Source organism: Bacillus sp. XB1 (genome assembly GCF_053557995.1).
This window is the reverse complement of the sequence record NZ_JBNRIL010000002.1, coordinates 796,994-823,367: the sequence shown is the minus strand read 5'-3', so window position 1 is coordinate 823,367 and position 26,374 is coordinate 796,994. Positions and strand designations below refer to the sequence as shown.

At 34.0% G+C, this 26,374-nt stretch carries 24 protein-coding genes and 1 riboswitch; of the genes, 10 read left to right on the top strand and 14 right to left on the bottom strand.

Going from position 1 to position 26,374, the window contains the following annotated elements; translation table 11 throughout:
• Nucleotides 1-22 precede the first annotated feature (22 nt).
• On the bottom strand, nt 23-1,597 hold the full coding sequence (locus ACK1U5_RS19650) for a Ppx/GppA family phosphatase (protein WP_069604913.1): 1,575 nt from the start codon (nt 1,595-1,597) through the stop codon (nt 23-25).
• A 141-nt stretch (nt 1,598-1,738) separates the two neighbouring features.
• On the opposite strand from ACK1U5_RS19650, the gene ACK1U5_RS19645 reads away from it, so the two are divergent.
• The gene (locus tag ACK1U5_RS19645) at nt 1,739-2,197 is read left to right on the top strand and encodes a YkyB family protein (protein WP_000804862.1); all 459 of its coding nucleotides are present in this window, start codon (nt 1,739-1,741) and stop codon (nt 2,195-2,197) included.
• 31 nt (nt 2,198-2,228) lie between these two features.
• Here ACK1U5_RS19645 and ACK1U5_RS19640 read toward each other — a convergent pair whose 3' ends face one another.
• Together ACK1U5_RS19640 and ACK1U5_RS19635 are read right to left on the bottom strand one after the other, a co-directional pair.
• Nucleotides 2,229-2,891, bottom strand: coding sequence for a YkyA family protein (locus ACK1U5_RS19640; RefSeq protein ID WP_000922484.1), 663 nt, complete (start codon nt 2,889-2,891; stop codon nt 2,229-2,231).
• Nucleotides 2,892-3,505: 614 nt separating this feature from the next.
• A complete protein-coding gene (locus tag ACK1U5_RS19635) occupies nt 3,506-4,159 on the bottom strand; it encodes a diguanylate cyclase domain-containing protein (protein ID WP_000680811.1) in 654 nt (217 codons plus the stop codon).
• Nucleotides 4,160-4,320: 161 nt separating this feature from the next.
• Between ACK1U5_RS19635 and ACK1U5_RS19630 the strand changes: the two genes are divergently transcribed.
• On the top strand, nt 4,321-4,554 hold the full coding sequence (locus tag ACK1U5_RS19630; protein WP_000939448.1) for an SPP1 phage holin family protein: 234 nt from the start codon (nt 4,321-4,323) through the stop codon (nt 4,552-4,554).
• Nucleotides 4,555-4,585: 31 nt separating this feature from the next.
• Here the strand turns inward: ACK1U5_RS19630 and ACK1U5_RS19625 are convergent, their stop codons facing one another.
• Nucleotides 4,586-5,086, bottom strand: coding sequence for a hypothetical protein (locus ACK1U5_RS19625; RefSeq protein WP_000708120.1), 501 nt, complete (start codon nt 5,084-5,086; stop codon nt 4,586-4,588).
• Between the two features lie 412 nt (nt 5,087-5,498).
• Between ACK1U5_RS19625 and ACK1U5_RS19620 the strand changes: the two genes are divergently transcribed.
• The 3 genes from ACK1U5_RS19620 (at nt 5,499) to metE (ending at nt 10,636) form a co-directional block, all read left to right on the top strand.
• Nucleotides 5,499-7,040, top strand: coding sequence for an MDR family MFS transporter (locus ACK1U5_RS19620; RefSeq protein WP_000449901.1), 1,542 nt, complete (start codon nt 5,499-5,501; stop codon nt 7,038-7,040).
• 238 nt (nt 7,041-7,278) lie between these two features.
• Nucleotides 7,279-7,836 carry a PadR family transcriptional regulator gene (locus ACK1U5_RS19615; protein WP_000062063.1) on the top strand — a complete coding sequence of 186 codons (558 nt, stop codon included), beginning with the start codon at nt 7,279-7,281 and terminating at the stop codon, nt 7,834-7,836.
• A gap of 195 nt (nt 7,837-8,031) precedes the next feature.
• A riboswitch (cobalamin riboswitch) is annotated at nt 8,032-8,219 on the top strand.
• A 128-nt stretch (nt 8,220-8,347) separates the two neighbouring features.
• Complete coding sequence (metE, locus tag ACK1U5_RS19610) at nt 8,348-10,636, top strand: 5-methyltetrahydropteroyltriglutamate--homocysteine S-methyltransferase (RefSeq protein ID WP_069605092.1); 2,289 nt, start codon at nt 8,348-8,350, stop codon at nt 10,634-10,636.
• A 38-nt stretch (nt 10,637-10,674) separates the two neighbouring features.
• Here metE and comJ read toward each other — a convergent pair whose 3' ends face one another.
• Together comJ and nucA are read right to left on the bottom strand one after the other, a co-directional pair.
• On the bottom strand, nt 10,675-11,064 hold the full coding sequence (gene comJ / locus ACK1U5_RS19605; protein WP_000424030.1) for a competence protein ComJ: 390 nt from the start codon (nt 11,062-11,064) through the stop codon (nt 10,675-10,677).
• A 36-nt stretch (nt 11,065-11,100) separates the two neighbouring features.
• On the bottom strand, nt 11,101-11,535 hold the full coding sequence (gene nucA, locus ACK1U5_RS19600; protein ID WP_069605091.1) for a DNA-entry nuclease: 435 nt from the start codon (nt 11,533-11,535) through the stop codon (nt 11,101-11,103).
• A gap of 226 nt (nt 11,536-11,761) precedes the next feature.
• Between nucA and ACK1U5_RS19595 the strand changes: the two genes are divergently transcribed.
• Nucleotides 11,762-12,511 (top strand): DUF3967 domain-containing protein, encoded by a 750-nt coding sequence (locus tag ACK1U5_RS19595; RefSeq protein ID WP_000388471.1) that lies wholly within the window; start codon nt 11,762-11,764, stop codon nt 12,509-12,511.
• Between the two features lie 38 nt (nt 12,512-12,549).
• Here ACK1U5_RS19595 and kinB read toward each other — a convergent pair whose 3' ends face one another.
• A complete protein-coding gene (gene kinB / locus ACK1U5_RS19590) occupies nt 12,550-13,824 on the bottom strand; it encodes a sporulation sensor histidine kinase KinB (protein ID WP_069605090.1) in 1,275 nt (424 codons plus the stop codon).
• 310 nt (nt 13,825-14,134) lie between these two features.
• Here kinB and ACK1U5_RS19585 point away from each other — a divergent pair, with 310 nt between their 5' ends.
• Together ACK1U5_RS19585 and ACK1U5_RS19580 are read left to right on the top strand one after the other, a co-directional pair.
• Nucleotides 14,135-14,335 (top strand): hypothetical protein, encoded by a 201-nt coding sequence (locus tag ACK1U5_RS19585; protein ID WP_000929280.1) that lies wholly within the window; start codon nt 14,135-14,137, stop codon nt 14,333-14,335.
• 122 nt (nt 14,336-14,457) lie between these two features.
• Nucleotides 14,458-15,621 (top strand): aminotransferase A, encoded by a 1,164-nt coding sequence (locus ACK1U5_RS19580; RefSeq protein ID WP_000434600.1) that lies wholly within the window; start codon nt 14,458-14,460, stop codon nt 15,619-15,621.
• A 13-nt stretch (nt 15,622-15,634) separates the two neighbouring features.
• Here ACK1U5_RS19580 and malR read toward each other — a convergent pair whose 3' ends face one another.
• From malR to ACK1U5_RS19560, 4 genes are all read right to left on the bottom strand, one after another.
• Entirely contained in the window at nt 15,635-16,657 is a 1,023-nt protein-coding gene (gene malR / locus ACK1U5_RS19575) for a maltose operon transcriptional repressor MalR (protein WP_000219053.1), read from the bottom strand.
• A gap of 269 nt (nt 16,658-16,926) precedes the next feature.
• Nucleotides 16,927-17,769, bottom strand: a complete 843-nt coding sequence (malD, locus tag ACK1U5_RS19570) for a maltosaccharide ABC transporter permease MalD (RefSeq protein ID WP_001022608.1) — start codon at nt 17,767-17,769, stop codon at nt 16,927-16,929.
• Nucleotides 17,770-19,071: a maltosaccharide ABC transporter permease MalC gene (gene malC, locus ACK1U5_RS19565; RefSeq protein ID WP_069605459.1), complete on the bottom strand. Its 1,302-nt coding sequence runs from the start codon at nt 19,069-19,071 to the stop codon at nt 17,770-17,772.
• A 76-nt stretch (nt 19,072-19,147) separates the two neighbouring features.
• Nucleotides 19,148-20,407 (bottom strand): extracellular solute-binding protein, encoded by a 1,260-nt coding sequence (locus ACK1U5_RS19560; RefSeq protein WP_000709923.1) that lies wholly within the window; start codon nt 20,405-20,407, stop codon nt 19,148-19,150.
• A gap of 323 nt (nt 20,408-20,730) precedes the next feature.
• On the opposite strand from ACK1U5_RS19560, the gene ACK1U5_RS19555 reads away from it, so the two are divergent.
• Nucleotides 20,731-22,491 carry an alpha-glycosidase gene (locus ACK1U5_RS19555; RefSeq protein ID WP_000471776.1) on the top strand — a complete coding sequence of 587 codons (1,761 nt, stop codon included), beginning with the start codon at nt 20,731-20,733 and terminating at the stop codon, nt 22,489-22,491.
• A 46-nt stretch (nt 22,492-22,537) separates the two neighbouring features.
• Here ACK1U5_RS19555 and malL read toward each other — a convergent pair whose 3' ends face one another.
• On the bottom strand, nt 22,538-24,214 hold the full coding sequence (gene malL, locus ACK1U5_RS19550) for an oligo-1,6-glucosidase (protein ID WP_000415182.1): 1,677 nt from the start codon (nt 24,212-24,214) through the stop codon (nt 22,538-22,540).
• Nucleotides 24,215-24,476: 262 nt separating this feature from the next.
• On the opposite strand from malL, the gene ACK1U5_RS19545 reads away from it, so the two are divergent.
• A complete protein-coding gene (locus tag ACK1U5_RS19545) occupies nt 24,477-25,577 on the top strand; it encodes an ABC transporter ATP-binding protein (protein WP_000818931.1) in 1,101 nt (366 codons plus the stop codon).
• 65 nt (nt 25,578-25,642) lie between these two features.
• Here ACK1U5_RS19545 and ACK1U5_RS19540 read toward each other — a convergent pair whose 3' ends face one another.
• Both ACK1U5_RS19540 and ACK1U5_RS19535 read right to left on the bottom strand, forming a co-directional pair.
• A complete protein-coding gene (locus ACK1U5_RS19540; protein WP_000218410.1) occupies nt 25,643-26,152 on the bottom strand; it encodes an SDR family NAD(P)-dependent oxidoreductase in 510 nt (169 codons plus the stop codon).
• A 70-nt stretch (nt 26,153-26,222) separates the two neighbouring features.
• Nucleotides 26,223-26,312 carry a hypothetical protein gene (locus ACK1U5_RS19535; protein WP_000145650.1) on the bottom strand — a complete coding sequence of 30 codons (90 nt, stop codon included), beginning with the start codon at nt 26,310-26,312 and terminating at the stop codon, nt 26,223-26,225.
• Nucleotides 26,313-26,374 lie beyond the last annotated feature (62 nt).

Sequence of the window (26,374 nt, the reverse complement as noted above, 5' to 3'; positions counted from 1 at the left end):
TTTGTAAAGACATCCGTACAACCTAATGTTTTAGTTCAAATAACAAGTTAATATTCGTTTTTAATACTCTTTCTAACTGTTTTTTTTGTTTTTCAGCCTGCACTTTTTCCGCTAATGCCGATTTTTCACATAAAGCTTTAAATGTTAATCCTTCTTCGTTTTCTGTTATAGATATGGTATCAATAAGCGATCGTTGCCTTACATTTAAAGTAGCTGAAAATTGTAAAACAGCTCCTAACAGGCGGATTTTTTTTTGTTCGCTTTTATCAAACCAACCTTCAAATGGAGATAAATGTTGTTTAAATAACATTTTTGATTTATACGATGCAATAAGCGCTAGCCTTACTCGATCTTTATGCATCATGCCATCAATTGTCTTATTCGCTAATAAATAAAACGTATGTAAACGACTTGCTTCTGCGTCTATATATTTGCCTATATTAAATACTTTCGCTGCTTGATGGAACACTTCCCAGTCTTTTACTGACATAGAAATAAGCCCTATTTCCTCAAGTTGTTTGCAAATTAGTCTTCCATGTTTAATAAGCTGAATAACAAATTCCATGTCCATTTCGTATTCATGTGATAGTAAATGCAGACTTTCTTCAACTACGTTCGGATAATATGAAATCCCCAAATCTTTTGTCAACTCTTCATAGAAAACACCTTCTCTTAACCCTTTTCTACTTAATACAAATGCCGGTGCCTCTATAACATTAACAAGTGTATGAAATACTTCAACCGCTGGAATAATCGTATCTGCTCGATCTTTTGCCAATCCTTCCAATTTCTGAAGTTCTATGTACGACAATTTTTCCAATTCATCTTTTACACTTTCAATATCTTCTTCTTTCATCTTGTATAAATGTAATCCTGCTATAGGATAGCATATTAAATTTTGATGGATTTTCACTAAGTTCCTAGCACTACCACCAATTGCAATAAGAGGCAATTTCTTATTGATTAACCATGGTAACGTTCGAAATTGAAACTCTAAATACTGTTGCATTCCCTCTAACTCATCTTTAGTAGGAATATCCCCTTTAATAAATTGTTGCTTTAAAGAAAGTGCCCCAAATGGAAAACTATGGTACTCTAAAATCTCTCTATTTCTAAAGTATGTAACTTCTGTACTTCCCCCGCCGATATCTACCGTTATTCCTTCTGAAAACGATGTAGAATTCATAACCGCCAAGTATCCGTAACGCGCTTCCTCATACTCTGATAATACTCTAAGAGTAAAGTCCGTTTGTCCTTCAACAAGCTTTTTAATTTCCTCTTGATTCTCCGACTGTCTAATTGTTGCTGTTGCAACACAAAGTACATGATGCAACTGATGGAATCTTGTACTTTCTTGAAATTGAAATAATGTCTGTAATAATACTTCTATTCCCTCTTCATTCAACACACCATCAATTAAGTAATTCCTTAACCTAGCAACAACTTTCGTATTTTCAATCTCTTTATAAAAACCTCCATTTTGCTTTTCATAAATAACTAAACGCATTGTATTAGATCCAATATCTATAATGGCATACTGTTGTTTTAATATTTCTTTCAAACTTCTCACTCTTTCATTATCAAATTTCAAAAACATATTCTATTACTATTATACAAAATAGTTGTTTTTTGTAACAATATTGCTTTAATATTGAAAATATATACAATCACTTTTTGCGTATAATAAATACCTATTTTATTTATGGTATAATAATGAAAAATTGAAAGGAGATTCAATATGAAACCTTCACAACCACAATCTCAATTACAAAACCAACATTCTATTAATCGACTAGCTCAATCTATTTTCGTTGTGAATCGTCATGCTAAAGCAGCTACTAATCCTAAATATTTATACTGGTTAAAAAAGACAGCTTTAGAACGTTTGATTGCTGAAAAAAAAGCAATTAAAGAAGGATTACATTTTTCTAGAAACCCACGTTTTAGCCAACAACAATCTGATGTCCTTATACGTTTAGGCGATTATTTTTTCCACATCCCTCCTACGAAAGAAGATTTTCGAATTCTACCGCATCTTGGTCATCTTGAATCCTCCTATCGAAATCCGAAAACAACCTTATCTTTAACAGTGGCAAAAAAAACAATTCAAGATTATATTGGTCCTGAAGCATTAAAACAAGAAAAAAAATTAAGTGAACCTGTTCCATGGTATAGTCGTACTTATACAAAAAAATAAAACAGTTTGGCCAAGTGTAGGCCAAACTGTTTTATTTTTTCTCTTCTTTAATTTTAATATTTGCTTGTTTATAAAAAGCTACTTTTTCTGTATTATAAGACTTTGTGAATTCATTAAATTTATCTTTTTCTGACTCAATATCCTTATAAGATTGATTTACTACTTTTACTTTTTCACTAATATCTTTTAATTTAGTACCTTTATCTTGTAACATTGTATATAACTCTTTTTCTTGTTTTAAAGATTTGTCATAGCTGTCATACATTTTATTAAATGAATCGTGTCGTTTCTCATACGTGCTTTTCACTTTATCAGCTTGATCTTTCAATTTCTTATCTTCAATTTTCTTCACATACTTCTCAGCTGACTTCACTTCTTCTTGCGCTTTATTTAAAACTTCTTTTTCTTTTGCAAGCACTTTTTCTCGTTCAGTTGTATTTTTCACTGCTTGATTTAGTTTTTCTTTAACAGTTTGATTATTATCTTTTCCTTCTTGAACAATCTGGTTATATAATTCTTGTCCTTCTTTCTCTAAAGTCTCAAGTTTTTTTGCATCTTCAAACATTGTTTTTTCTTGTTTAGCAGCGTTTTCAAACGCTACATATAATTCTTCTTCTGGTTTCGGACCGAAACAACCGGCTAATAAAATCATTGATAATGCAGTTACAATTGCTAATTTACTATATTTCAACATCTCTTCCTCCTACTTATAAACGACCATCGTGTAATATAAAAAAGTTATAAAATATGTAATTGTTCTATACACTCGCATCTTTTTTACGAAGATCATTAATATTGTTTGTACAAATTATTACTTGATATTACATTATTCTTTTTGAATTATTTAGCAATTCCATATCCATCTTTAAGTATACTACTTCGTGTTTTTTAAGGCCTGTTCACACTATGTATTACTTTAATGTCCACGGAATTTCACCTCAGTCTTAATAAGACTATAATAGTTCACCTGATAAAAGGTGATCGCTCCGCTCTCACGTCTATCATTCCCTTTCCAGCTTTCTATCAATTAATCTCTTTGTTCATTTTACACAGTACAATCGATATCTCGCAACAACTTACAAATATTCTTTTCATTTCCTAAAAAGGAAAAGTGTAGAGCTTGCTTTCCTCTACACTTTTAAAATAAAACACACTGTGCAAATTGCATTGACACTACCATCATAATTATATGCTTATTTCATATATTTTTAAAGACTTTTATTACAAACGTGGCGTTTTTTTGTAATAAAAGTCAAAAAAATGTTACAAATAAAACATCTTCCTATCATATATCTTCAAATCAAAGCTTCACTCATTTTCTTGCAAATTTCTATACTGGTACAATTGATTTTGCGACTTTCTCAACAGTTCTTCAAACGTTTTTCCTTCTACTGGATAGCTAGCTGCTCCAAATAAAAGAGTGACACTGAGTAAATCACCTTCTATTTCACTTTCAATATTTTTCATTAATCGTTTTGTTATTGTTGATGTTTCATGACCATTATCAATTGCTACAATAACGTACTTATTTTCATCCCACTTTGTAACAACATCTCCCTTCCGAATTGTCTTTACAATGGTACTCTCTAATTTTTGTACTAACACTCCCAACTTTTTTTCTTGCAACGTGTCTTTTAATCCTTCCCATTCTTTTACAGAAAGAATGTACACTGTAATATTACGAGAATCTCTTTCAGATAAAGCAGCTACTTTCCCAAAAAAATCAACAACAAAATCATTGCTTGCCATTCCTCCTACTTCCATACCCATACGCTCGTTCGCTCTTTTATCGTACCAATGTCCAAAATAATAACTTAGTATCATTTGCAATATATAAATAATAAAGACGGTATAAAATGATCGTGAATCCAGTTTTGCAATTACATCCTGAAGTGCAATCCATTCTGTAACTGCCACAGTATTGCCAAGCAATAATCCACTAATTTTCCCTTTATGTTTCATACTTTTCCCCCTTTTATACCAATATATGTTTCTATATCAATAATGTTTTTCTACAAAATAAAAAATGTACATATGCAATGTACATTTCTGCTTAAGCTTGTATACCTTTTCTACTCTATTTCATATATATAATATAACTTTTATAGAAAGGAGTAATCTATATGCTACAAAAAGAGAATCTATCAGATGCTATGCGTTTACTAGCTGGTTTTCTATTATCATTAAAATTATTATTTACCTCTTTCGGCATACACTTTATTACAAACGATCAAATCGACGCTATTGTTAATGTTGTTTCATTTTTATTTATTCTATACTTTGGCTACAAAAATAACTATGTAGGAAAAAAAGGAATGGAGCAAAAGAAAATACTCAAAAAACACAACCTTCACTAAAAAAGGAACCTTTTGTACAGGTTCCTTTTTATCATTGACGCACAACAACTTCATTTGTTTGCAGTGGGCCATATGATATCTCTTTATCTTGAAATGTATATGTAGCCTGAAAGAATGTTTGTTTAAGAGCTTTATCTTTATTAGCTTTTATTTTACAACGTAGTTCCACCTTCTCATTCGGTAACAAATCATCAATTCGCCATCTAACAAGCTGGAATAAAAACTCACTTATCCCCTTATCAACTTTTAAAGAATTAGGAATATAAGCAAAGTAATCTCGAATCATATGACTTACAACAACTCTCGAAATCATTTCTACTCCTTTATTTTCCACTTCAATTCGCATAATAAGTATGTCGTTTACATCGTAGGTCAATTCATACGAAAACTGTTCTGTATACATACTACCAATTTGTAATGTAACGGCTACTTGAGGAAATTCGTTTTCCTTTTTCGATCCGTCAATCCACAATACTGGTTGTAGCGGTATTGAATACTTTCCTGTATCCGAAATTCGTCCCCATATTTTCATAATATATATTCACCTCATTTCAGATGTAACATACACACAATGAATTCCCCAAATTACTAAAGCTTGCTACAAGCAATGTTTAATATTTCTCTTCCTTTTATCCTATTCGACAATATGAAGAAAAAACCATTTTTCATCTATTAACAGAAGGTGTTCTTTATGAAATTTTTTTACAATTTACTTCATTTCCTTTATAGCAATATTCAGTATGGCTCACTCGTTCTCTACTCATACGAAAGAATATTTTGACGGAAGAAAAAGTTTGCCTTATAGTCAAATTTGACTATAATATTCTTTATGGCATATCAGTGCACTTATGGAAAAGAAATTAAAATCAACTATACATTAAAATTTTTTATCCACTGCACTCAAAACTTAATATAGTTTACTTATTTCTAAAGGAGGGTTATATTTGGAAACTCAACCATTAAAAAAAGACGCCAACAAGACAAAATTTGTTGTTGCTGGTTTACTGCTTGGTATATTAATGGCCGCAATGGATAATACAATCGTTGCAACCGCAATGGCAACAATCGTTGGAGACCTAGGAGGATTTGATAAGTTTGTTTGGGTCACATCAGCTTATATGGTAGCAACAATGGCAGGGATGCCTATCTTCGGGAAACTTTCTGATATGTACGGACGGAAACGTTTTTATATTGGTGGCCTCATTCTTTTCTTATTCGGTTCTGCGCTCTGCGGAACAGCTTCAAGTATTGAGCAATTAAGTATTTATAGAGCTATTCAAGGTATCGGTGGTGGTGCCCTTATGCCTATCGCCTTCACAATTATGTACGATATCTTCCCACCAGAAAAACGCGGAAAGATGACAGGACTATTCGGTGCTGTTTTCGGGACATCTAGTGTATTCGGTCCTTTATTAGGTGCTTATATTACAGACTATATAAGTTGGCATTGGGTCTTCTATATTAATATTCCATTAGGACTTATCTCCTTTTTCTTCATTACTAAATACTACAGTGAGTCTCTAGAATTTAGAAAACAAAAAATTGATTGGGCTGGTGCTATTACACTTGTCATAAGTATCGTTTGCTTAATGTTCGCATTAGAACTTGGTGGTAAAGAATATGCCTGGAATTCTACTGTAATTATTGGCTTATTTACAACAGTAGTTATTACGCTTATTATTTTCTTCTTTGTAGAACGAAAAGCAACCGAGCCTATTATTTCGTTCCATCTATTTAAAAAACCTTTATTCGCAGCTAGTCAAGGAGTTGCCTTTTTCTATGGTGCCGCTTTTATTATCTGTACAGTTTATATTCCAATCTTCATTCAAGGCGTTCTTGGAGGTTCCGCCTCTAATGCTGGATTAATTTTAACACCAATGATGGTTGGTTCTGTAATTGGAAGTCAAACAGGAGGACAATTAGCGTCTCGAACAAGCTATCGTAACATTATGATGGTATCTGGTGTCTTCTTCGTTCTTGGTATTTATTTATTAAGTACTTTAACAATGGACACACCTCGTTTACTCGTAACACTATTTATGATTCTCGCTGGGCTTGGTGTCGGTTTCTCATTCTCAGTATTAAGTATGTCTTCTATTCACAAGTTGGAAATGCGAGACCGTGGTTCGGCGACATCAACAAACTCATTCTTCCGATCACTCGGTATGACTCTTGGTGTAACGATTTTCGGTACAATTCAAAATCATATTTTTACAGATAAACTAAACTCTGTATTCCCCCCTGAACTAGCAAAATTAGCTCCAAAAGGCGGAGACACAAGTTTCTTATTATCACCAGGCGCTACCGCAAAAATTCCTGCTGAAATATTAGCGGGTATTAAAGAAGCTCTCGCTACATCTATTGCGAATACATTCTTCTGGGCACTCATCCCGGCTGTACTAAGTATTATTTGTATTTTACTTATGGGAAATGAACGCCTCTTTACTGGCCCTAAAAAGAAAGAAAAACAAAAGCAAGTTAGTTAATATAAAAAAGAAGCGGCATATTCCTTTATGAAAAAGGATATGCCGTTTATAATATGTATAAAGTGAAACTTTAATCAGTGGGGGTTGTTCATCTCCCACTGATTATTAGCCCTCACCAATCTGGTTTTTACGGGCAGTTAATCCCCACCTAACTTCTTTGCTTCCACTGAATTTTTGGGTGGGGTCTTACTGCCCGTTAATGCGGGATAAAGTTTTTGTATACAGGAGTTGAGACAGCATGAGCATGAAATTAGTCATTCTCGGCTTGCTACTCGAAGGAGATAAACATCCATATGAAGTGCAGCATATTATGAAAGAACGACAAATGGATTGTTACATTAAATATGCTAAAGGATCACTTTATTACGCCTTCGAGCAATTAGAAAAGCAAGGTGCAATTCATATTACAAATGTAATTAGAGACACAAATCGACCGGACAAAACGATTTTTCATATAACAGAAGAAGGCAAAAAACTATTCCATACTTTACTATTAAAACAATTTGAAGCCAAAAACCAAATATATAAACCTATTTATTCAGCATTATCTTTCGCTCACTTTAGCAATGATCACGAATTAGTTCCTATTTTAGAAAAAAAGAAAAACGATACTCTTCAATATTTACATACTATGCAAACGATATATGATTGTAATAAAGGAAAGGTTCCACGTGCACAACTATATATTTTGCAAAGTGTAATTGAGCATATTACAGTTGAATTACAATGGTTAAACACCCTCCTTAAAGATGCTATAGCAGGCCGACTTTCAGAAGTTGCTATAGATGAAAATTGAGCTATGAAAGAAGACATCCCTACTTCTTTCATAGCTCAATTTCTCTTTTTATACAGTACTATTATTAATTAATTCAGAATAAAAATTCAGAATAATAAGAAATAAAAACTTTAGAATTTTCTTATTTCAAAACAGTAGACAAAATTCCAAAAATTGTGTTAGAATTTGTTTCAATATCATATCGCTTGTTAAATTCCTTTCAAAAGGAAAATAGGTACACGAAAGTTTCGTTTCGTGTTTAAAAGGGAAGCTTGGTGAAACTCCAACACGGTCCCGCCACTGTAAATGCTGAGATTTCTTTTTAGTACCACTGTGAAAACGGGAAGGTGAAAGAAATTATATGAAGCATAAGTCAGGAGACCTGCCTGTTTTAACAACACTGATAGATTCACGGATGATGATGAGGTGTTAAAACAAAAAGGAAGGCTTATTTTCTATGTCTTTGTACTTTTTGTTATAGGTATTTCCTAGTAAACGGAAATGCTTACTTTCAATTAGGGAGGAATTTAAAATGGCAATTCAAACAAGTAACTTAGGTTATCCACGTATCGGACTACAACGAGAGTGGAAAAAAACATTGGAAGCATTTTGGTCCAATAAAATCGATGAAGAACAATTTTTAACAACAATGAAAGAAATTCGCCTTCAACACGTAAAAGTACAGCAAGAAAAAGGGATTGAACTCATTCCAATTGGCGACTTTACATATTATGATCACGTTTTGGATACTGCCTATATGCTAGGATTTATTCCATCACGTTTTTCTGAGTTTACATCTTACCTTGATGTATATTTCGCAATGGCGCGTGGCTCTAAAGATCACGTAGCTTCCGAAATGACAAAATGGTTTAACACAAACTATCACTATATCGTTCCTGAATATGAAGAGGGATTACAAATCTCTTTAAAAGATAATCGTCCACTTCGCTTATACGAAGAGGCAAAACAAGAATTAGGAGTAGATGGAAAGCCTGTTATTTTAGGACCATATACTTTCTTAAAATTAGCTAAAGGCTATACACAAGAACAATTTTCTACCATTTTAAAACAGTTAGTTGTACCTTACGTACAACTGCTTTCAGAACTACATGCAGCTGGGGCACAAGCCATTCAAGTTGATGAACCGATTTTCGCTTCTTTAACGAAAGAAGAAGTTCAACAAGCAAAAGAAATTTATGAAGCTATTCGTAAAGAAGTTCCAAATGCGACTCTTCTTTTACAAACATATTTTGATAGCGTAGAAGAAAACTATGAAGAAATTATTACATTCCCGGTATCCGGTATTGGATTAGATTTCATTCATGGTAAAGAAGGCAATTTAAATGCTATTTCAAAATATGGGTTCCCAGCTGATAAAACTTTAGCTGTCGGTTGTATAGACGGCCGTAACATTTGGAGAGCTGACCTTGATGAAGTACTTACGTTATTTACAACGTTACAAAAACAAGTCCAAACGAAAGATATCATCGTTCAGCCTTCTTGTAGCTTATTGCATACACCAATCGATAAAACAGAAGAAACTCACTTATCGACTGAGCTGTTTGATGCGTTAGCATTTGCAAATCAAAAATTAGAAGAGTTAGTTCTTATTCATTCCGCTCTCACTCAAGGTACAGAAAGCATTAGTAATAAGCTGGAAACATATCGAAACGTACATCATACAATTCGTTCATCTGCTGCACGTAACCGAGAAGATGTCAAAGCAGCACGAACAGCACTAAAAGAAGAAGATTTTTCACGTCCTCTTCCATTTGAAAAACGATACGAATTACAACAAGCTGCCCTGGAGTTACCGCTATTACCAACAACGACTATTGGTAGCTTCCCGCAAACAACTGAAGTTCGTCAAACGCGAAAAGAATGGCGTAACGGTGTTATTTCAAATGAACAATATGAACAATTTATTGAAAAAGAGACAGAAAAATGGATTCGTTACCAAGAAGAAATTGGGCTTGATGTACTTGTACATGGTGAATTTGAAAGAACTGACATGGTTGAATATTTTGGTGAGCGCCTTGCTGGTTTCTCATTCACTAAAAACGGTTGGGTACAATCTTACGGTTCCCGCTGCGTAAAACCACCTGTTATTTATGGTGATGTAGCCTTTATTAACGGCATGACTATTAAGGAAACAGTTTATGCACAAAGCTTAACGGAAAAAGTTGTAAAAGGAATGTTAACCGGACCTGTTACAATTTTAAATTGGTCCTTCGTTCGAAATGATATTCCAAGAAAAGAAGTTTCGTATCAAATTGCACTAGCTCTTCGTCACGAAATTGAACTACTTGAATCTTCCGGAATTAGAGTAATCCAAGTCGATGAGCCCGCACTTCGTGAAGGAATGCCACTAAAAGAAAAAGATTGGGATGCTTATATTACATGGGCAGTACAATCCTTCCTTTTAGCAACTTCTTCTGTAGCAAATGAAACACAAATTCATACTCATATGTGTTACAGTAACTTCGAAGATATTGTTGACGCGATTCGCGCATTAGATGCAGATGTAATTTCTATCGAAACATCAAGAAGTCACGGAGAATTTATTGATACATTAAAACATACAACATATGAAAAAGGCATTGGCCTAGGTGTATATGATATTCATAGCCCACGTGTACCGAGTAAAGATGAAATGTATAAAATCGTAGAACAATCTTTAGAAGTATGTGATCCTAAATATTTCTGGATTAATCCCGATTGTGGTTTAAAAACGAGAAGAACAGAAGAAGTTATTCCAGCTTTAGAACATATGGTGCAAGCAGCGAAAGATGCTCGTTCCCTTTTAAAAACAAACGCATAACAAAAATGGGTTATCCTTTTCTCAGGATAACCCATTTTTTATTCTTTACTTTCAAAAAAGAATTCATATTGTATTTTATATAATTCATCATCCGTTGGCTCTTCAAGAGGAATTGCTTGTAATACAACTGTATACTCACCATTTGGAATAGGTATTTGAAATTTATTAGAAAGAATACTCGTTATAACGATACTTTCATTTTCAACTGTAAAAGGAACCGTAATCGTTCTAACTACTTCTTCTTTTTCAATATGTTTCCCTGGGGTCACTTTCACTTCACAAGTATAATCAGAAAGTGCTTCAAAAATAACAGTTCCATCTGCCTTAGCATAACCTCTTTCAAAATCTTCATCAGTCCAATCTACATAAGGCTGCTCACCGTCATAGTTCATCAACATTAATTGCGAATAAGAAATCGTTAACTCCATAGTTCCCCTTCTCCTTCATTATGAAATATACAACTACTACTTCACTTCAAATTTTACTCGCGTACCATCTGGGTATTTATCTAACTTATTCCCTACCCAAGAGCCTGCTCCACGGTTATCCGCCGGACTTATATATTCAATATGTGCTCCTTTTCCGCCTTCCTTGCACATCGCCATTGGCCATTCATCACGATCATACCCTTTTTTTGATGGATATGGTGCTAACGACAATTTCCTTCTATCTGCAGCACCACCACGATCGATTGTACAAACTTCTGAATGCCCTTCTTTTATAGCATCCGTAATATGTTTTCCTGCCTCTGGATAACGTTCTTTCGGAAATTCTAACACTTGATCATACGTATTCGTTTTCTTTACACTTGTTTCCTCTGGCACAAGTACTTCATAAACTGCTACTAAAATAGACAGAATTGCGATAATTGAAATGATAATACCTTTTAATTGCTTCATGTATACCTCCATGTTTCTACCAGTTTCTTTTCCTCCGTTATTATAACAAACTTCTCCTGTATATGTTTTCAGACATTATTTTAGTTATTCCTTGCCATTCCGCCAAAAATTTTCATTTTTTCACTAATGCTGTAGAAAACTAATAGCCTTCCGACATTCTTTTTCAAAGGAAGTCCTCATAAAAGATTGAAATGATATATACGATACTTTTTGGGGAGGAAATATGATGGAAGCTACCTATAAAACGAAAGATGTCACGAATAAAACAGGCATCCCAAAACATATAGTTCGCAAATATAGTCAACTGTTAGAGGAACATGGTTATATGATTTCCAAAACAGCTGATGCTCGTATTTATAAACTTGATGATTTAAAATTATTGAAATCTATACACGAAAGAGCTGCTACATTACAAGAAGATATTTCAGAAACGATACCGATTATTTTAAAAGAAAAAGAGGCCCCACCTGTACCAGTTATACAAGATAAGCAAGAGATACAAACGAAAGAAAAAGAAGATGGGCGTAACTTTGAGGAGTTCATGTTAAAACTTGAAATGCTAGCTCAATTAAATGAAGCAATTATTCATCAAAATTCTACTCTAATTACACAAAATCGTTTAAAGGATGAGAAACTAGACGAATTGATGCAACAAGTTTATGTAAAAGAAGGCTCTCAAGAAAAAATGCTTCAAGAGTTAGTCGACCACGCCGCTCAAACAGATGCACTGCAAAAAGAAAAGATGGACTTATTAATGAATCATATGTATAAACGAGAATCCAAACAGGAAGAAAAAATGAATAAACTTGTTAGTCAAATTTATAACAAAGACAGTAACCGTGATGCACAGCTTATGCAAGTTATTCGAGAAATTCAAGAAACAAAAAGAATGGTTGCTGCCTCAAAAGAGCAAAGCTTCTTTCAATCATTTAAAAGTTTATTTAGCCGAGCAAAACAAGAAAAAACAAATGAATAAACAATATAAAATAAAAAGTTACCTTTCATCGGTAACTTTTATTCCTTATTTTGTACAGCTGGTAATATAATAATTGCTTCAGTGCCTTTTCCACTTTCACTCTTATATTCCAATGTACCATTATGCGCTTGTAAAATACTAAATGTTACCATAAGTCCTAATCCTGTCCCTTTTTCTTTTAAAGAATAATATGGTTGCCCAAGCCTTGCTAACTGTTCTTTCGTCATACCAACACCACTATCTTTAACTCTTATTATGATTGTTTCATCTTTTTGAATAGCTGTTACTTTTAAATATCCTTTATTTCCTTGAATTGCTTCAATACCATTTTTAACAACATTCATAATAGCTTGCTTCAATTTTGTCTTATCACCAATCGTATAAAGACTTTCTGAAATTTCAACTTGTAAATATACACCTTGCATCGCTGCAAATGACGACATAAGAGTGGTCATTTCTATTAATTGGGCTGATAAACAAATGTGTTCTTTTTTCTCAATTTGCGGCCTTGCTAAATTTAAGTAATCTGAAATAATTTGTTCCGCCCGATCCAATTCAGCTAATACGAGACGCATATAATCCTTATTCTTCACATCTTCCGTACTTTCTAGCAATTGGATAAATCCACGAACAACAGTTAGTGGATTTCGAACTTCATGTGCCACACTTGCTGCTAACTCACTTACAATATTAAGCTTTTCTGATTTTTGCATCTCTGTACGTAGCAATGCATTTTCATTTAAATATTCAGTTAAATACACCTGGAATACCATTGTCATGACCATGATAAGCGAGGCAAATATAAATCCGCTATATATTTGCGAAATATACGGTGTAAATCCTGCTTCCAAAAGAACATTAATCATGCCTAATACTAAAGAAACAAGCACATAAAATGATGAAATCATAAATGCTAAAATTAATTTCTTATCCCTTGAAAAAAGAGACCATTTCTTTGATAAAAATAGCGGAACTATCAATAAAAATATTACTTCTAAAACTGGAAGAAAGCTCATTCCCTTTAGTAACCATTCATATGCAACAAAAATAACCGCTGGGATTAAACCAACAATCCCACCATATAAAAAACCACTGACAATTGGAATGGGGTGAAAGTTATACCCACACACATTGCCAAAACAAATAGAGTATGTCATGGAGAGAACGAGCGTAACGCTAGATAAAAACATAATAAAGTAACGATTTGGCTTCGGAGGCATTTCTTGATAGCGATTTAAACGAATCGCTTCATATAAAAATAGTGGCAAAATTATGATGGCAATTTGAATCAATAAATCACGGATAAGCTCCATAACCTCTCATCCCCTATATGTATTTTGATATGATTATATCATTTTATAGGTGTATTTGTTTTAAAATTTTGATTTTTCTTAACATATTTGTTAATTCTTTGTTAACAACTCATAATAATTGTTACAGATTTTCGAAATGATTGTAAACCCTGTACCAAATTTCCTTCGTGCAGTATACAATGAATACGGATTACAAAGAAAATATAAAAATACTTTTTTAGACGGACAACTATAGCAAAATACAGCATATAATCCATACTATCTATGTTTACAAATAAGTGATCATTACTTTAGTAGGAGGAAGATAAATATGGCGGGTACTACGCTTGTTTTAAAAGAAGAAAATTTGGTTGTTCTAGAAAATGTTGAAAAATCAGTATATGAAGAGTTACAGCATAAAGCGGGAGAAGAAAACTGCACATGTGCTGTGAACGAATCAGTTGTTCACCTTGGCAAGGTATCCTCTGTACTCTGGAATGAAGATGAAATAGATTGGGAATACGGATATTAAAAAGTCGCTTATAGCGGCTTTTTTTCTCTTTTCTCTCTCTTTCTAAATAACATATACAAAGCGTAATCATAGAAAATATGATAAAATGAACTTAATTTTCAAACGGAAGAAAGGGAGATACAATGGAACAATTCATTAACCCTAGAGTGAAGGATATCCAAATTTCTGGAATCCGTCAATTCTCTAACATGATTCAAAACTATGGTAATTTGATTTCTTTAACAATTGGACAACCCGATTTCCCTACACCTTCTCTCGTGAAAGAAGCGGCAAAACGGGCTATTACAGAAAACTATACAAGCTATACACATAACGCTGGTTTACTAGAATTACGTAAGGCAGCTTGTAACTTCGTAAAAGATAACTACGATTTACATTACTCACCTGAAAACGAAACCATCGTTACAATCGGTGCTAGCGAAGCAATTGATGTTGCATTCCGAACGATTTTAGAGCCAGGAACAGAAGTAATTTTACCTGCTCCTATTTATCCAGGCTACGAACCTATTATTCGATTATGCGGTGCAACGCCTATTTTTGTAGATGTTCGTGAAACTGGATTTCGTTTAACAGCTGAAGCGCTTAAAAATGCTATTACAGAAAAAACAAGATGTATCGTACTACCGTATCCTTCTAACCCAACCGGTGTAACTTTATCAACAGAAGAGCTAAAAGATATTGTAGATGTTTTAAAAGATAAAAATATTTTCGTCCTTTCAGATGAAATTTATAGCGAGCTTGTATATGAACAAAAGCATACATCTATCGCTCATTTCCCAGAAATGCGTGAAAAAACAATTGTCATTAACGGTTTATCTAAATCACATTCTATGACTGGCTGGCGTGTTGGACTTTTATTTGCACCAAGTTATTTAGCAGGACACATATTAAAAGTTCATCAATACAATGTAACGTGTGCTACTTCAATCGCTCAATACGCTGCAATTGAAGCATTAACAGCAGCTAAAGACGCACCAAAAATGATGCGCCACCAATATAAAAAACGCCGTGATTACGTATATAATAGACTCACTCAAATGGGATTAACAGTTGAAAAGCCAACAGGTGCATTTTACTTATTCCCATATGTTGGTCATTTGACATCTTCATCATTTGATTTTGCACTTGATCTTGTCAAAGAAGCGGGACTAGCTGTAGTTCCTGGAACAGCATTCTCTGAATACGGTGAAGGCTACCTTCGCTTGTCCTATGCGTATAGTATCGAAACTTTAAAAGAAGGCTGCGACCGATTAGAAGCCTTTCTAATGAAAAAAGCTAAGAGTTAAACTCTTAGCTTTTTTATGCATAATGATCACAAGTTTGACGTTTTAGTAATTTATGAGGAATAATGATACACTTTGCAGTGGATTCTGCATTCTCTACTTTATCAACTAAAGCTTTTGCTGCCTCATATCCTAGCTGATAAATATTCACATCAACTGTCGAAAGTGGAGGGCTCGCAATTTCTGATAATAAAGCATTATTAAAGCTTACAATAGAAACATCTTTCGGTACAACGAATCCTTTTTTAGAAAGAGCACTTAACACACCAAGTCCAATTAAGTCATCCGTTGCCATAATTGCCGTTGGCGGTTGCTGCAGTCCCATTAATTCCTCAACAGCTTGTTGACCACTTTCCCTCGAAAAATCAAAATGTAAAATATATTCTTTTGGTAATACAATGTCTGCTAATTTCAAGGCATCACTCATACCAGCTAAACGATCTCTCGTTACAAGTAAATCTGATCCACCACCAATGAACGCGATTTGCTTATGCCCTAATGAAATTAAATATTCTGCCACTTCTCTTGCAGCTGTATAATTGTCATTATCTACATATGTAATTTCATCTTTTCGATCATATGGTTTTCCTATTAAAACAAACGGGAAATTTTGTTCATGTAAATATTGAATAATCCGATCATTCTCCCTTGAATATAAAAGAATAATGCCACCAATTTGGCGTCCCTGTACCATCTTTACGACACCATTAAAAATTTCTTCTTCCGTTTCACCTGTCGACATGTAAAGCGCATAACCTTCTACGTGTGCAAATGAACTAATCCCTCTTATAACTTCTGGGAAAAATGGATTTTGAAAAGCTTTACTTGCAGAACTTGGCATAACAAGACCAAGTGTTTTCGTCGTTTGGTTCGCAAGATTTCTCGCATTTAAATTGGGATGATACCCTAATTCACTCATCACTTTCCTAACACGGCGCTTTGTCTTTTCACTTATACTTGGATTATCAGCAATTACACGAGAAACTGTTGATGGTGCAACATTCGCTTGCTTCGCCACATCTTTAATTGTAACTGTCATAAAAATCCCCCTCCTCTCATTTCTCTGCCATTTTTCATATATTTTATCTCGCACTCATTGCAAGTCATAAACTTTCATTTCTTATATCTTGCAAAACTAATCCTATTCTCCCTCTTCATGTATTGTAAGGGATATAGCTATTTTTTCCTATACTATAATATACTATTTATTTCACTTCTTTTCACATGTGATGTCAAATCTCTTTTCATCTCCCTATAAACTTATTTATAGGGAGATGAAAAGAAAAATGGGACGTAATGTCCCATTTTTCATCCTTTTGTACCTCCAGCTGTTAAACCAGAAATAAAGTATTTTTGTAGTGATAGGAATAAAATTGAAATTGGGATCGCAATTAACACAGAACCCGCTGCAAACGTTGTAAATTCATTACCGAATTTCTTCGCAACCATTTCATATAATCCAACTGCTAAAGTATAATTTTCTGGTGTTCGCAAAATAATACTCGCTAAAATGAAATCTGTAAATGGACCAATGAAAGTAAATAACGCTACAACCGCTACGATTGGCTTTGCAAGTGGCATAATGATTTGCCAAAAAATACGAAAATGTCCTGCTCCATCCATTCGAGCTGATTCATCCAGTTCTTTCGGAATCGTATCAAAATACCCTTTCATAAGCCATGTATTCATCGGAATAGCCCCGCCTACATAAATTAAAATTAATGCAAGGTGTGTATCAATTAATCCTGTTAATTGAGCTAATACGTATAAAGCAATTAACGCTGCAAAGTTTGGAATCATTTGCAGAATTAAAAATGTTAATAAACCATTTTTTCTTCCAACAAAACGATATCTCGAAAATGCATAAGCGGTAAAACTAATTGCTAACACTGAGAAAATCATCGTTAAAACACTTACTTTTAATGTGTTTTTATACCATAGTAAGTAATTACTATTCTCTAGATCTAATAACTTACGATAATGATCTAACGTTGCATTTTGTGGAATAATACTTGATCCAGATAAACTATCACCTGGATTAAACGATGAGCCAATAATCCATAATAACGGATAGAAAATGATGGCACACATTACGAAAATAACTAAATAACTTAATGAGAGACGTAACATCTTCTGTCTTTTAATATTCATTTACATCATATCCTCTTCTTGGAATGATTTTGTTCTCTTAAATTGCCATAACGCAACTGTAATAACAATTAACGATAATATCATTGTAAGAGCTGCTGCTTTTCCGTACTGCGCTGAAGTCATCGTTAACTTATAAATCCATGAAATTAAAATATCCGTTCCACCTGCGTCTTGTCCAGCTACAGCAGGACCTCCACCATTAAATAGATAGATGATACTAAAGTTATTAAAGTTAAACGTATATTGCGTAATTAATATTGGTGCTGTTGCATATAACACCAGTGGCAATGTAATTTTACGAAACTGTTGCCAAGCTGTCGCTCCATCTACTGTAGCCGCTTCATATAATTCTCCCGGAATCGATTGCAGTATACCTGTTGTCATCGCAAAGATAAACGGGAACCCAAGCCACGTTTGAATCATAATTAAAGCAATCTTCGCCCAAAATGGATCTGTCATCCAAGCAATCTTTTCAATTCCGAATAAAGCTAATACTTGATTGTTAATCGCTCCGAATGTTTCATTAAACATACCAGAGAAAACAAGAATAGATACGAATGCTGGAACCGCCCACGGTAAAATGAAGATTGTTCGAATAATCGCCTTTCCTTTAATACCAGGCTGATTTACGATAATCGCTAAGAAAATACCAAGTGCAACTTGTAATGTTGTTGCAACGAATGTCCAAATGACAGTCCAAGAGAATACACTTACAAATGTCTCTCTCCACATCGGTAAAGTGAAAATATCAATAAAGTTTTTAAAGCCCACCCAATCTACTAATTTAGCTGGAGGAGAATGATATAAATCATAGTTTGTAAATCCAATTAAAATTACGAAGATGATTGGAAATACGACAACAAAGATAAGTAGTAGAAAACCTGGTGAAACCATTAAATAAGGAAAACCTTGATCTAACAAATTACGATATTGCTCTTTTACAGAATTTAACGGTGTTCCGCTATCACGTTTCTTTCCATTTTGGTATGCATCATATAAGTTAAATGCATATACGCCTAGCCCAAAAGCGATAACGATAAGGGCCAAGATTCCTTCTACTAATAGAAAGACAGAATGGTCACGTGGAACTTCTGTACCAAGCGTTACAATACCCCATAATCCCATATTTAATAAATCAGCAAAGGCTACAATAAAAGAACCTGTTAATACTAGAAAAATAAGACCTTTTACAAATTGTTTATTATACATTTGGCCCACGCCTGGAATGATTGATAACATGGTTGCCATTTTCCTATGCTTTGAACGGTTTAACCCATTTGCTGGTTCCATAGATGTTTGCATGTTCCTTCCCCCTTTTTTCTTCCTACATGGAAGGGAGAGAATTCGTGCCTCTCATATTAGAGGCACGAATTTCACCTTATTTTTTCTTGTTATGATTTGCCTCAATATTACCTTTAATTTGTTTCACTGCACTATCAAGCGCCGCTTTTGGTGCCTCTTTATCTGTAACAACTAATTGAAGCGCATCTCCAGCTGGTTTCCAAACTTCTTGCATTTCTGGAATGTTTGGCATTGGAATTCCATTTTCAGATTGCGTTGCAACTGCTTTTGCAGCTTCGTTATCTTTAATAATTGGATCTTCCATTACTGATTTTACTGGAGGAATTTCTTTTGTTTTCTCAAATCGAATTTTTGCGTTTTCTTCATTTGTTACCCACTCAGTGAATTTTGTAGCTAAATCATTTTGTTTAGAGAAACTTGTTACATGCCATCCTTTAACCCCAACAAACGTTTTCATTGGTTGACCATTTGGTAATTTCGGCATTGGAGCAACGCCATAATCAATCCCGTTCTTTTCCATTGCTTGGAACGCCCATGGGCCATTCATGATAGAAGCTGCTTTTCCTTCATTGAATAGTCCATCAGCAGCAGGCCCACCTGATTCACCGATAATACCTTTTGGGAATAATTTTTCCTTGTACCATTTTTGAAGATATTCAGCACCTTGTACTGCTCCACTATTATTTAATCCAACATCACTTGCATTTGGCTTTCCATCTTTTTCACCAAATACATAACCGCCCATACCTGCCATGAATGCATTAGCAAAGTAGAAGTTATCTCCTAATGCTAAAAATCCGTACTTGCCATCTTTCGTAAATTCTTTTGAGAAGTTAAACAGCTCGTCCATCGTTTCTGGCGCTTTTGGCATTAGTTTTTTATTGTAAATAAAGACTGGTGTCTCAATTGCTTTTGGTAAACCATATAATTTTCCGTTATATGTCTGTGCTTCTATTGATGAATTAGTAAATTTACTCTTTACAGCATCATCTGCTTTCACTTCAGAAAGTAAACCTTCTGTTACTGCATTTCCGATTTGATCGTGTGGCAATGTTACAACATCTGGTCCAGTCCCCGCTGGCCCATCAAGGCGTAACTTCTTCACTTGATCTGTCATTTGCATTTCAACAACTTTTACTTTTACTTTATATTTTTCCTCAAAGCTTTTCACTGCTGGTTCTAAACCAACACCTTTTTTATCATCTTCCCAAACAAGAAGATCATAGTCTTTTTTCGCTTTACTTTCCTCTTTTTTCCCTGAATCTTTCGGTCCACATGCAGATAACATACCAATAGATAATGCTGAAACCGTTAATAATGATAATGCTTTCTTCATCCCAAAAACCTCCCTAAATTGTCTATGTACCTCAGTAACTGAAAACGTTTGCATTTGATAGTTTAATTGAAGCGCAAACAATATCTCAATCTATGAAAACGTTTGCGCTATTTGTCTATCATTATACATTCTTTTATTCATTTTGCAAATATTAATTTAAAAATTATGTCATTATACTCTTTATACATTGACTTTATATAAAATGAATACTACTCTTATAAGCAATATTAAAGCTACGAGAAAGGCAATCGTTTGCAATACAGGCTTTATTATTACACTTAAGGGAATACTATGTATAGAGATATTGAAGGGGGATTTTGTATATGTTTAAAGAAGCCATTTATCATAGGCCGAAAGATAATTATGCATACGCTTATGATGAACAAACAATTCACATCCGAGTACGTACTAAGAGAGATGATATTCAAAGCGCCGATCTTATTTACGGTGATCCTTACGAATGGAAAGACGGGAAATGGATATCAGCAAGTACACCCATGAAAAAAACGGGTTCTACTGCATTATTTGATTATTGGTCCATTGCAATCGAACCAAAATTTAAGCGCTTACGTTATGGGTTTGAATTAAAATCTGAAACAGACACTCTTATTTATGCAGAGCGAGGATTCTTTTCTAGCATTCCAAATGATGATGTTGGTAACTTTTTCTGTTTTCCATTTATTCATGCAGATGATGTATTCAAAGCACCATCTTGGATTAAAGACACCATTTGGTATCAGATTTTCCCTGAGCGATTCGCTAATGGCGATAGTACGCTGAATCCAGAAAACACCCTTCCTTGGGGAAGTGCGAATCCAACTCCAACTAATTTTTTCGGCGGAGATTTTTCTGGTGTTATTCAAAACCTTGATTACCTTGTTAAGCTTGGCATTTCCGGAATATATTTCACACCTATTTTCAAAGCTCATTCAAACCATAAATATGACACAATTGACTATATGGAAATTGACCCACAATTTGGGACGAAAGAAACTTTTAAAGAGCTCGTTGAAGAATGTCATAAGCACGGTATAAAAGTAATGCTCGATGCTGTGTTTAATCATAGTGGATACTTTTTCGAGAAATTTCAAGACGTACTAGAGAATGGTGAGAAGTCCGCATATAAAGAGTGGTTCCACATTCATGAATTTCCGATTATAACCGAACCACTTCCAAATTATGATACTTTCGCCTTTACACCGTATATGCCTAAATTAAATACAGCTCATCCAGATGTAAAAGAATACTTACTTGAAGTAGGACGTTATTGGGTACGAGAATTCAATATAGATGGCTGGCGCCTTGATGTCGCCAATGAAGTCGATCACAACTTTTGGAGAGAATTCCGAACTGAAATAAAGACACTAAATCCTGAAGTATATATTTTGGGAGAAATTTGGCACGATGCCCTTCCGTGGCTACAAGGCGATCAATTTGATGCTGTCATGAGCTATCCTGTTACAAATGCTCTACTTTCTTACTTTGCTAACGATTCCATTAAAGCAAGTGAATTCATGAAGCAAATTACAGAATCTCTACATTCCTACTCTATGAATGTAAATGAAGCAGCATTTCATTTATTAGACAGCCATGATACTCCAAGAATTTTAACAACATGCAACGGAGATAAAAATAAGTTGAAATTGCTCTATGTATTCCATCTTTCTTTCATCGGCTCTCCTTGTATTTATTACGGGGATGAAATTGGTATGGATGGCGGCATGGACCCTGATTGCCGTAAATGTATGATTTGGGATACTAAAGAACAAGATCATGCATTATTTACCCATATACAAACATTGATTTTATTACGTAAACAACATAAAGCATTTGGAGGACATGGTACTTTTCAATTCATCGAAGCAAATGATGAACATAATTATATTTCTTATACGAAAACATATGAGGATGAAACTATCTTTTTCGTTTTAAACCCTACTAATAGTGAAGTTACAGTTTCACTCCCTCTTCATGTTACTGGTAAGAAAATAATTAACATTTATACAAACGAAGAATTTTCAGCGGAAGCAAGTGTATTACAAGTTACACTTCCTCCATATGGATTCTCCATATTAAAATGGTAATCCAAAAAAGCCTTATGCCAAGTTCGAAATGGCATAAGGCTTTTTCTTATTTCAATTTGAACACTATCGCTTCATACGGACGTAATGGAATGTTATCTATTGATCCGATTTCTACATCGTAATTGTGTATAAATAACTCTGATTCACTATAACTAATATCCTTAGGCATTTCAAATACACTTTCATCCGCAGTAAAGTTTGCAATGACAAGTAGTTTTTCATCTCCATATGTTCTTACATAAGCAAAAATAGAAGGGTCATTATCTAATATTAAATCATATGATCCATACACAACTATTTCATTATTTTTGCGTAGTTCAATTAATTTCTTATAGTAATAAAAAATTGAACCTTCATCTTGGATTGCTTGTTTCACATTAATCTCTTTATAGTTAGGATTTACAGTAATCCAAGGTTCACCTTTTGTAAATCCAGCGTGATTCTGATCATTCCACTGCATCGGAGTTCTAGCATTATCACGACCCTTTATATAAATAGATTCCATTACTTTTTCTATATCTTCACCATGGTCTATCACTTTTTCTTTATACATATTTAACGTTTCAATATCTCGATATTCATCAATTGATTGGAATCGAACGTTCGTCATTCCAATTTCCTCTCCTTGATAAATATATGGCGTTCCTTTCATCATATGAAGAACTGTCGCTAACATTTTTGCTGATTCAATGCGATACATTCCATCATTACCAAAACGAGATACAACGCGAGGCTGATCATGATTATTCCAATAAAGGCTATTCCATCCGGTATGCTCTAATGCTTTTTGCCACTTTGTTAAATTCTCTTTTAAAGTAAGAAGTGAGCATGGTTTTACATCCCACTTTCCACCTTCTCCTGAATCTAAATCCATATGTTCAAATTGGAATACCATTTGCAACTCTTTTCGTTCTTCTCCAGTATACAATTTCGCTTCTTCTGTCGTTACACCAGGCATTTCACCAACCGTCATAATATCATAATGCGATAATACTTCCTCATTCATTTCATGTAAATATTTATGAATGTTTGGACCGTTCATAAAATGCTTATGACCTGAAACATACCCCTCTTCTTCTGTTTCAACAGCTGGTAATCCCTCTTCTTTAGAAATAAAATTAATAACATCCATACGGAAGCCATCAATTCCTTTTTCTAACCAAAACTTCATCATTTCATAAACATCTTGTCTTACCTTTTCATTATCCCAATTTAAATCTGGCTGTTTTTTAGAAAACAGATGTAAATAATATTCATCCGTCATTTCATCATACTGCCATGCAGATCCACTAAAAGCAGCTCCCCAGTTGTTCGGTTCTTTCCCTTCTTTTCCAGGGCGCCATATATAGTAATCTCTATATTTATTATCTTTTGATTTACGTGATTCAATAAACCAATTATGTTCATCCGAAGTATGATTAACAACTAAGTCCATCATAAGTTTCATATTACGTTCATGCATTTCATATAATAGCTCATCCCAATCTTCCATTGTTCCGAACTCGTTCATAATTTTACAATAATCGCTTATATCATAACCATTATCATCATTTGGAGATTCATAGACTGGTGATAACCAAATCACATCAATCCCTAACTCTTTTAAGTAATCTAGCTTTGAAATAATCCCTTGAAGATCTCCTATACCATCACCATTACTATCCATAAAGCTACGAGGATAAATTTGATATACTACACTTTCTTTCCACCATTGTTTTTCCATTATGCTACCCCATTTCATTCATCATTCATTTTTCTCTTTTTTAAGGCGCAAACGTTTTCATTAATGAATGATAACAGATTCTATCTCAATTTAAAATAGCGCTTACAATTTTTATTGTTCTTTTTCTAAGAAAACATATGAAAACCACTAATAAATCTCCAATAAATGAAAACGTTTTATTTTTTTATTTATTTTTTGAATCTATTCGTTTATAATGAACTCAAAGAAAACGTTTGCATAATTATTTCTAGGGGGAAATACCATGGCAGAACTTAAATTAGAAAACATTTATAAAATATATGATAATAACGTAACAGCTGTAACTGATTTTAATTTACACATTCAAGATAAAGAATTTATTGTATTTGTCGGTCCTTCTGGATGCGGAAAATCTACAACATTACGAATGGTAGCTGGACTTGAAGATATTTCAAAAGGCGAGTTTTCAATTGATGGTAAACTAATGAATGATGTTCCTCCAAAAGATCGAGATATCGCTATGGTATTCCAAAACTACGCTCTTTATCCACATATGAGTGTATATGATAATATGGCATTTGGATTAAAACTTCGAAAAATACCAAAAGATGAAATCGATCGTCGTGTGAAAGATGCAGCAAAAATTTTAGGACTTGAACAATATTTAGATAGAAAACCGAAAGCATTATCAGGTGGACAGCGCCAACGTGTTGCGTTAGGTAGAGCAATCGTTCGAGATGCAAAAGTTTTCTTAATGGATGAACCATTATCAAACTTAGATGCTAAACTCCGTGTTGCAATGCGCTCAGAAATTTCTAAGCTACATCATCGCCTTGGAACAACAACAATTTATGTAACACATGACCAAACAGAAGCAATGACTATGGCTTCGCGTCTTGTCGTTATGAAGGATGGAAAAATCCAACAAATTGGAACTCCAAAAGAAGTATACGAAACGCCAGAAAACATTTTCGTGGGTGGATTTATCGGCTCACCAGCGATGAATTTCTTCCGTGGTAAATTGACTGAAACCGATTTCGTTATAGACAATACTATAAAAATTAAAGTATCTGAAGGAAAAATGAAGATGCTACGTGAACAAGGCTATGTAAATAAGGAAATTGTTTTAGGTATTCGCCCAGAAGACATTCATGATGAACTACTATTTTTAGAAGCTTCGCAATCTACTGCCTTCACAACAAAAATTGAAGTCGCTGAATTATTAGGTGCTGAATCCATTTTATATATGAAACTTGGAAATCAAGATTTTGCAGCACGTGTAGATGCAAGACATACATTTTCACCTGGTGATCAAATTAAATTAGCATTTGATATGAATAAAGCACATTTCTTTGATAACCAAACTGAACAACGTATTCGCTAAAAAATTTATCTTTACTATACACATACAAAAAAACCGTCCACATATATTGAGGGCGGTTTTTATTATTATACTAGGGCTTCTACTGTATGAAATGATTGTCCTTTTGTGCTAATAATACCGAAAATCGGTAAATCACTAAGCACCACTTCTTCTTGCTGTTTCATAAAAGATGACGTTAATTGTTTTATCTCTATCCAAACGTCATTAATACAAAGTACATTGGAATCGTTCTCTTGTTGGCGAGAAAAAATAGAATCTATTTTATATAAACCTGCATTTTGAAAAAGCATATCAATGCGACTGAATGCATTCAAAGTAATGCTAATAACGCGTTGCCAATCTCCTTGCTTTCCCATATCATAGGATACAAAAAGTGCCTCTCCGCCTAGATTCATAATTTCCTCCACTGTTGCTTGTCCACTCTCTTGATCAATGTCCGTCACAATAACTTTTGCGCCTTGTTTAGCCAACAAAAGAGCTGTATTACGTCCAATACCGATGCCACCGCCAGTTACGATAGCAACTTTTCCTGCAAGCTTCATTTTCATTACCCCTTCTATAAGTCTTACCGTCATTCAGTATACTCCTTTATAAGATTAATCTGCAAGCAAGAAAATTGCTATCTCATTTGTAAACGTTTACTTTTCATCCTTCTTTTTTCTTATTATTACGCTGGTCGAAAACTAAACCGATGAAAATTAAAATCCCCCAAAAGATTACACTACCTCCAGTCATTTTAATCTCCCCCTTATTATATAAAGTGAAATTTTAATCAGCCCCAATATGGCGGAATAAAG

Bases quoted from the DNA above. Each gene is read 5' to 3' on its own strand.
- ACK1U5_RS19645 (WP_000804862.1), top strand. From the start codon at position 1,739: ATGAAACCTTCACAACCACAATCTCAATTACAAAACCAACATTCTATT.
- ACK1U5_RS19625 (WP_000708120.1), bottom strand. From the start codon at position 5,086: ATGAAAATATGGGGACGAATTTCGGATACAGGAAAGTATTCAATACCG.
- malC (WP_069605459.1), bottom strand. From the start codon at position 19,071: ATGCAAACATCTATGGAACCAGCAAATGGGTTAAACCGTTCAAAGCAT.
- ACK1U5_RS19545 (WP_000818931.1), top strand. From the start codon at position 24,477: ATGGCAGAACTTAAATTAGAAAACATTTATAAAATATATGATAATAAC.
- ACK1U5_RS19560 (WP_000709923.1), bottom strand. From the start codon at position 20,407: ATGAAGAAAGCATTATCATTATTAACGGTTTCAGCATTATCTATTGGT.
- ACK1U5_RS19595 (WP_000388471.1), top strand. From the start codon at position 11,762: ATGGAAGCTACCTATAAAACGAAAGATGTCACGAATAAAACAGGCATC.
- ACK1U5_RS19540 (WP_000218410.1), bottom strand. From the start codon at position 26,152: ATGACGGTAAGACTTATAGAAGGGGTAATGAAAATGAAGCTTGCAGGA.
- ACK1U5_RS19615 (WP_000062063.1), top strand. From the start codon at position 7,279: ATGAGCATGAAATTAGTCATTCTCGGCTTGCTACTCGAAGGAGATAAA.
- malD (WP_001022608.1), bottom strand. From the start codon at position 17,769: ATGAATATTAAAAGACAGAAGATGTTACGTCTCTCATTAAGTTATTTA.
- ACK1U5_RS19635 (WP_000680811.1), bottom strand. From the start codon at position 4,159: ATGAAACATAAAGGGAAAATTAGTGGATTATTGCTTGGCAATACTGTG.
- ACK1U5_RS19640 (WP_000922484.1), bottom strand. From the start codon at position 2,891: ATGTTGAAATATAGTAAATTAGCAATTGTAACTGCATTATCAATGATT.
- malR (WP_000219053.1), bottom strand. From the start codon at position 16,657: ATGACAGTTACAATTAAAGATGTGGCGAAGCAAGCGAATGTTGCACCA.
- ACK1U5_RS19555 (WP_000471776.1), top strand. From the start codon at position 20,731: ATGTTTAAAGAAGCCATTTATCATAGGCCGAAAGATAATTATGCATAC.
- ACK1U5_RS19535 (WP_000145650.1), bottom strand. From the start codon at position 26,312: ATGACTGGAGGTAGTGTAATCTTTTGGGGGATTTTAATTTTCATCGGT.
- kinB (WP_069605090.1), bottom strand. From the start codon at position 13,824: ATGGAGCTTATCCGTGATTTATTGATTCAAATTGCCATCATAATTTTG.
- ACK1U5_RS19585 (WP_000929280.1), top strand. From the start codon at position 14,135: ATGGCGGGTACTACGCTTGTTTTAAAAGAAGAAAATTTGGTTGTTCTA.
- ACK1U5_RS19650 (WP_069604913.1), bottom strand. From the start codon at position 1,597: ATGTTTTTGAAATTTGATAATGAAAGAGTGAGAAGTTTGAAAGAAATA.
- metE (WP_069605092.1), top strand. From the start codon at position 8,348: ATGGCAATTCAAACAAGTAACTTAGGTTATCCACGTATCGGACTACAA.
- comJ (WP_000424030.1), bottom strand. From the start codon at position 11,064: ATGGAGTTAACGATTTCTTATTCGCAATTAATGTTGATGAACTATGAC.
- ACK1U5_RS19580 (WP_000434600.1), top strand. From the start codon at position 14,458: ATGGAACAATTCATTAACCCTAGAGTGAAGGATATCCAAATTTCTGGA.
- ACK1U5_RS19630 (WP_000939448.1), top strand. From the start codon at position 4,321: ATGCTACAAAAAGAGAATCTATCAGATGCTATGCGTTTACTAGCTGGT.
- nucA (WP_069605091.1), bottom strand. From the start codon at position 11,535: ATGAAGCAATTAAAAGGTATTATCATTTCAATTATCGCAATTCTGTCT.
- malL (WP_000415182.1), bottom strand. From the start codon at position 24,214: ATGGAAAAACAATGGTGGAAAGAAAGTGTAGTATATCAAATTTATCCT.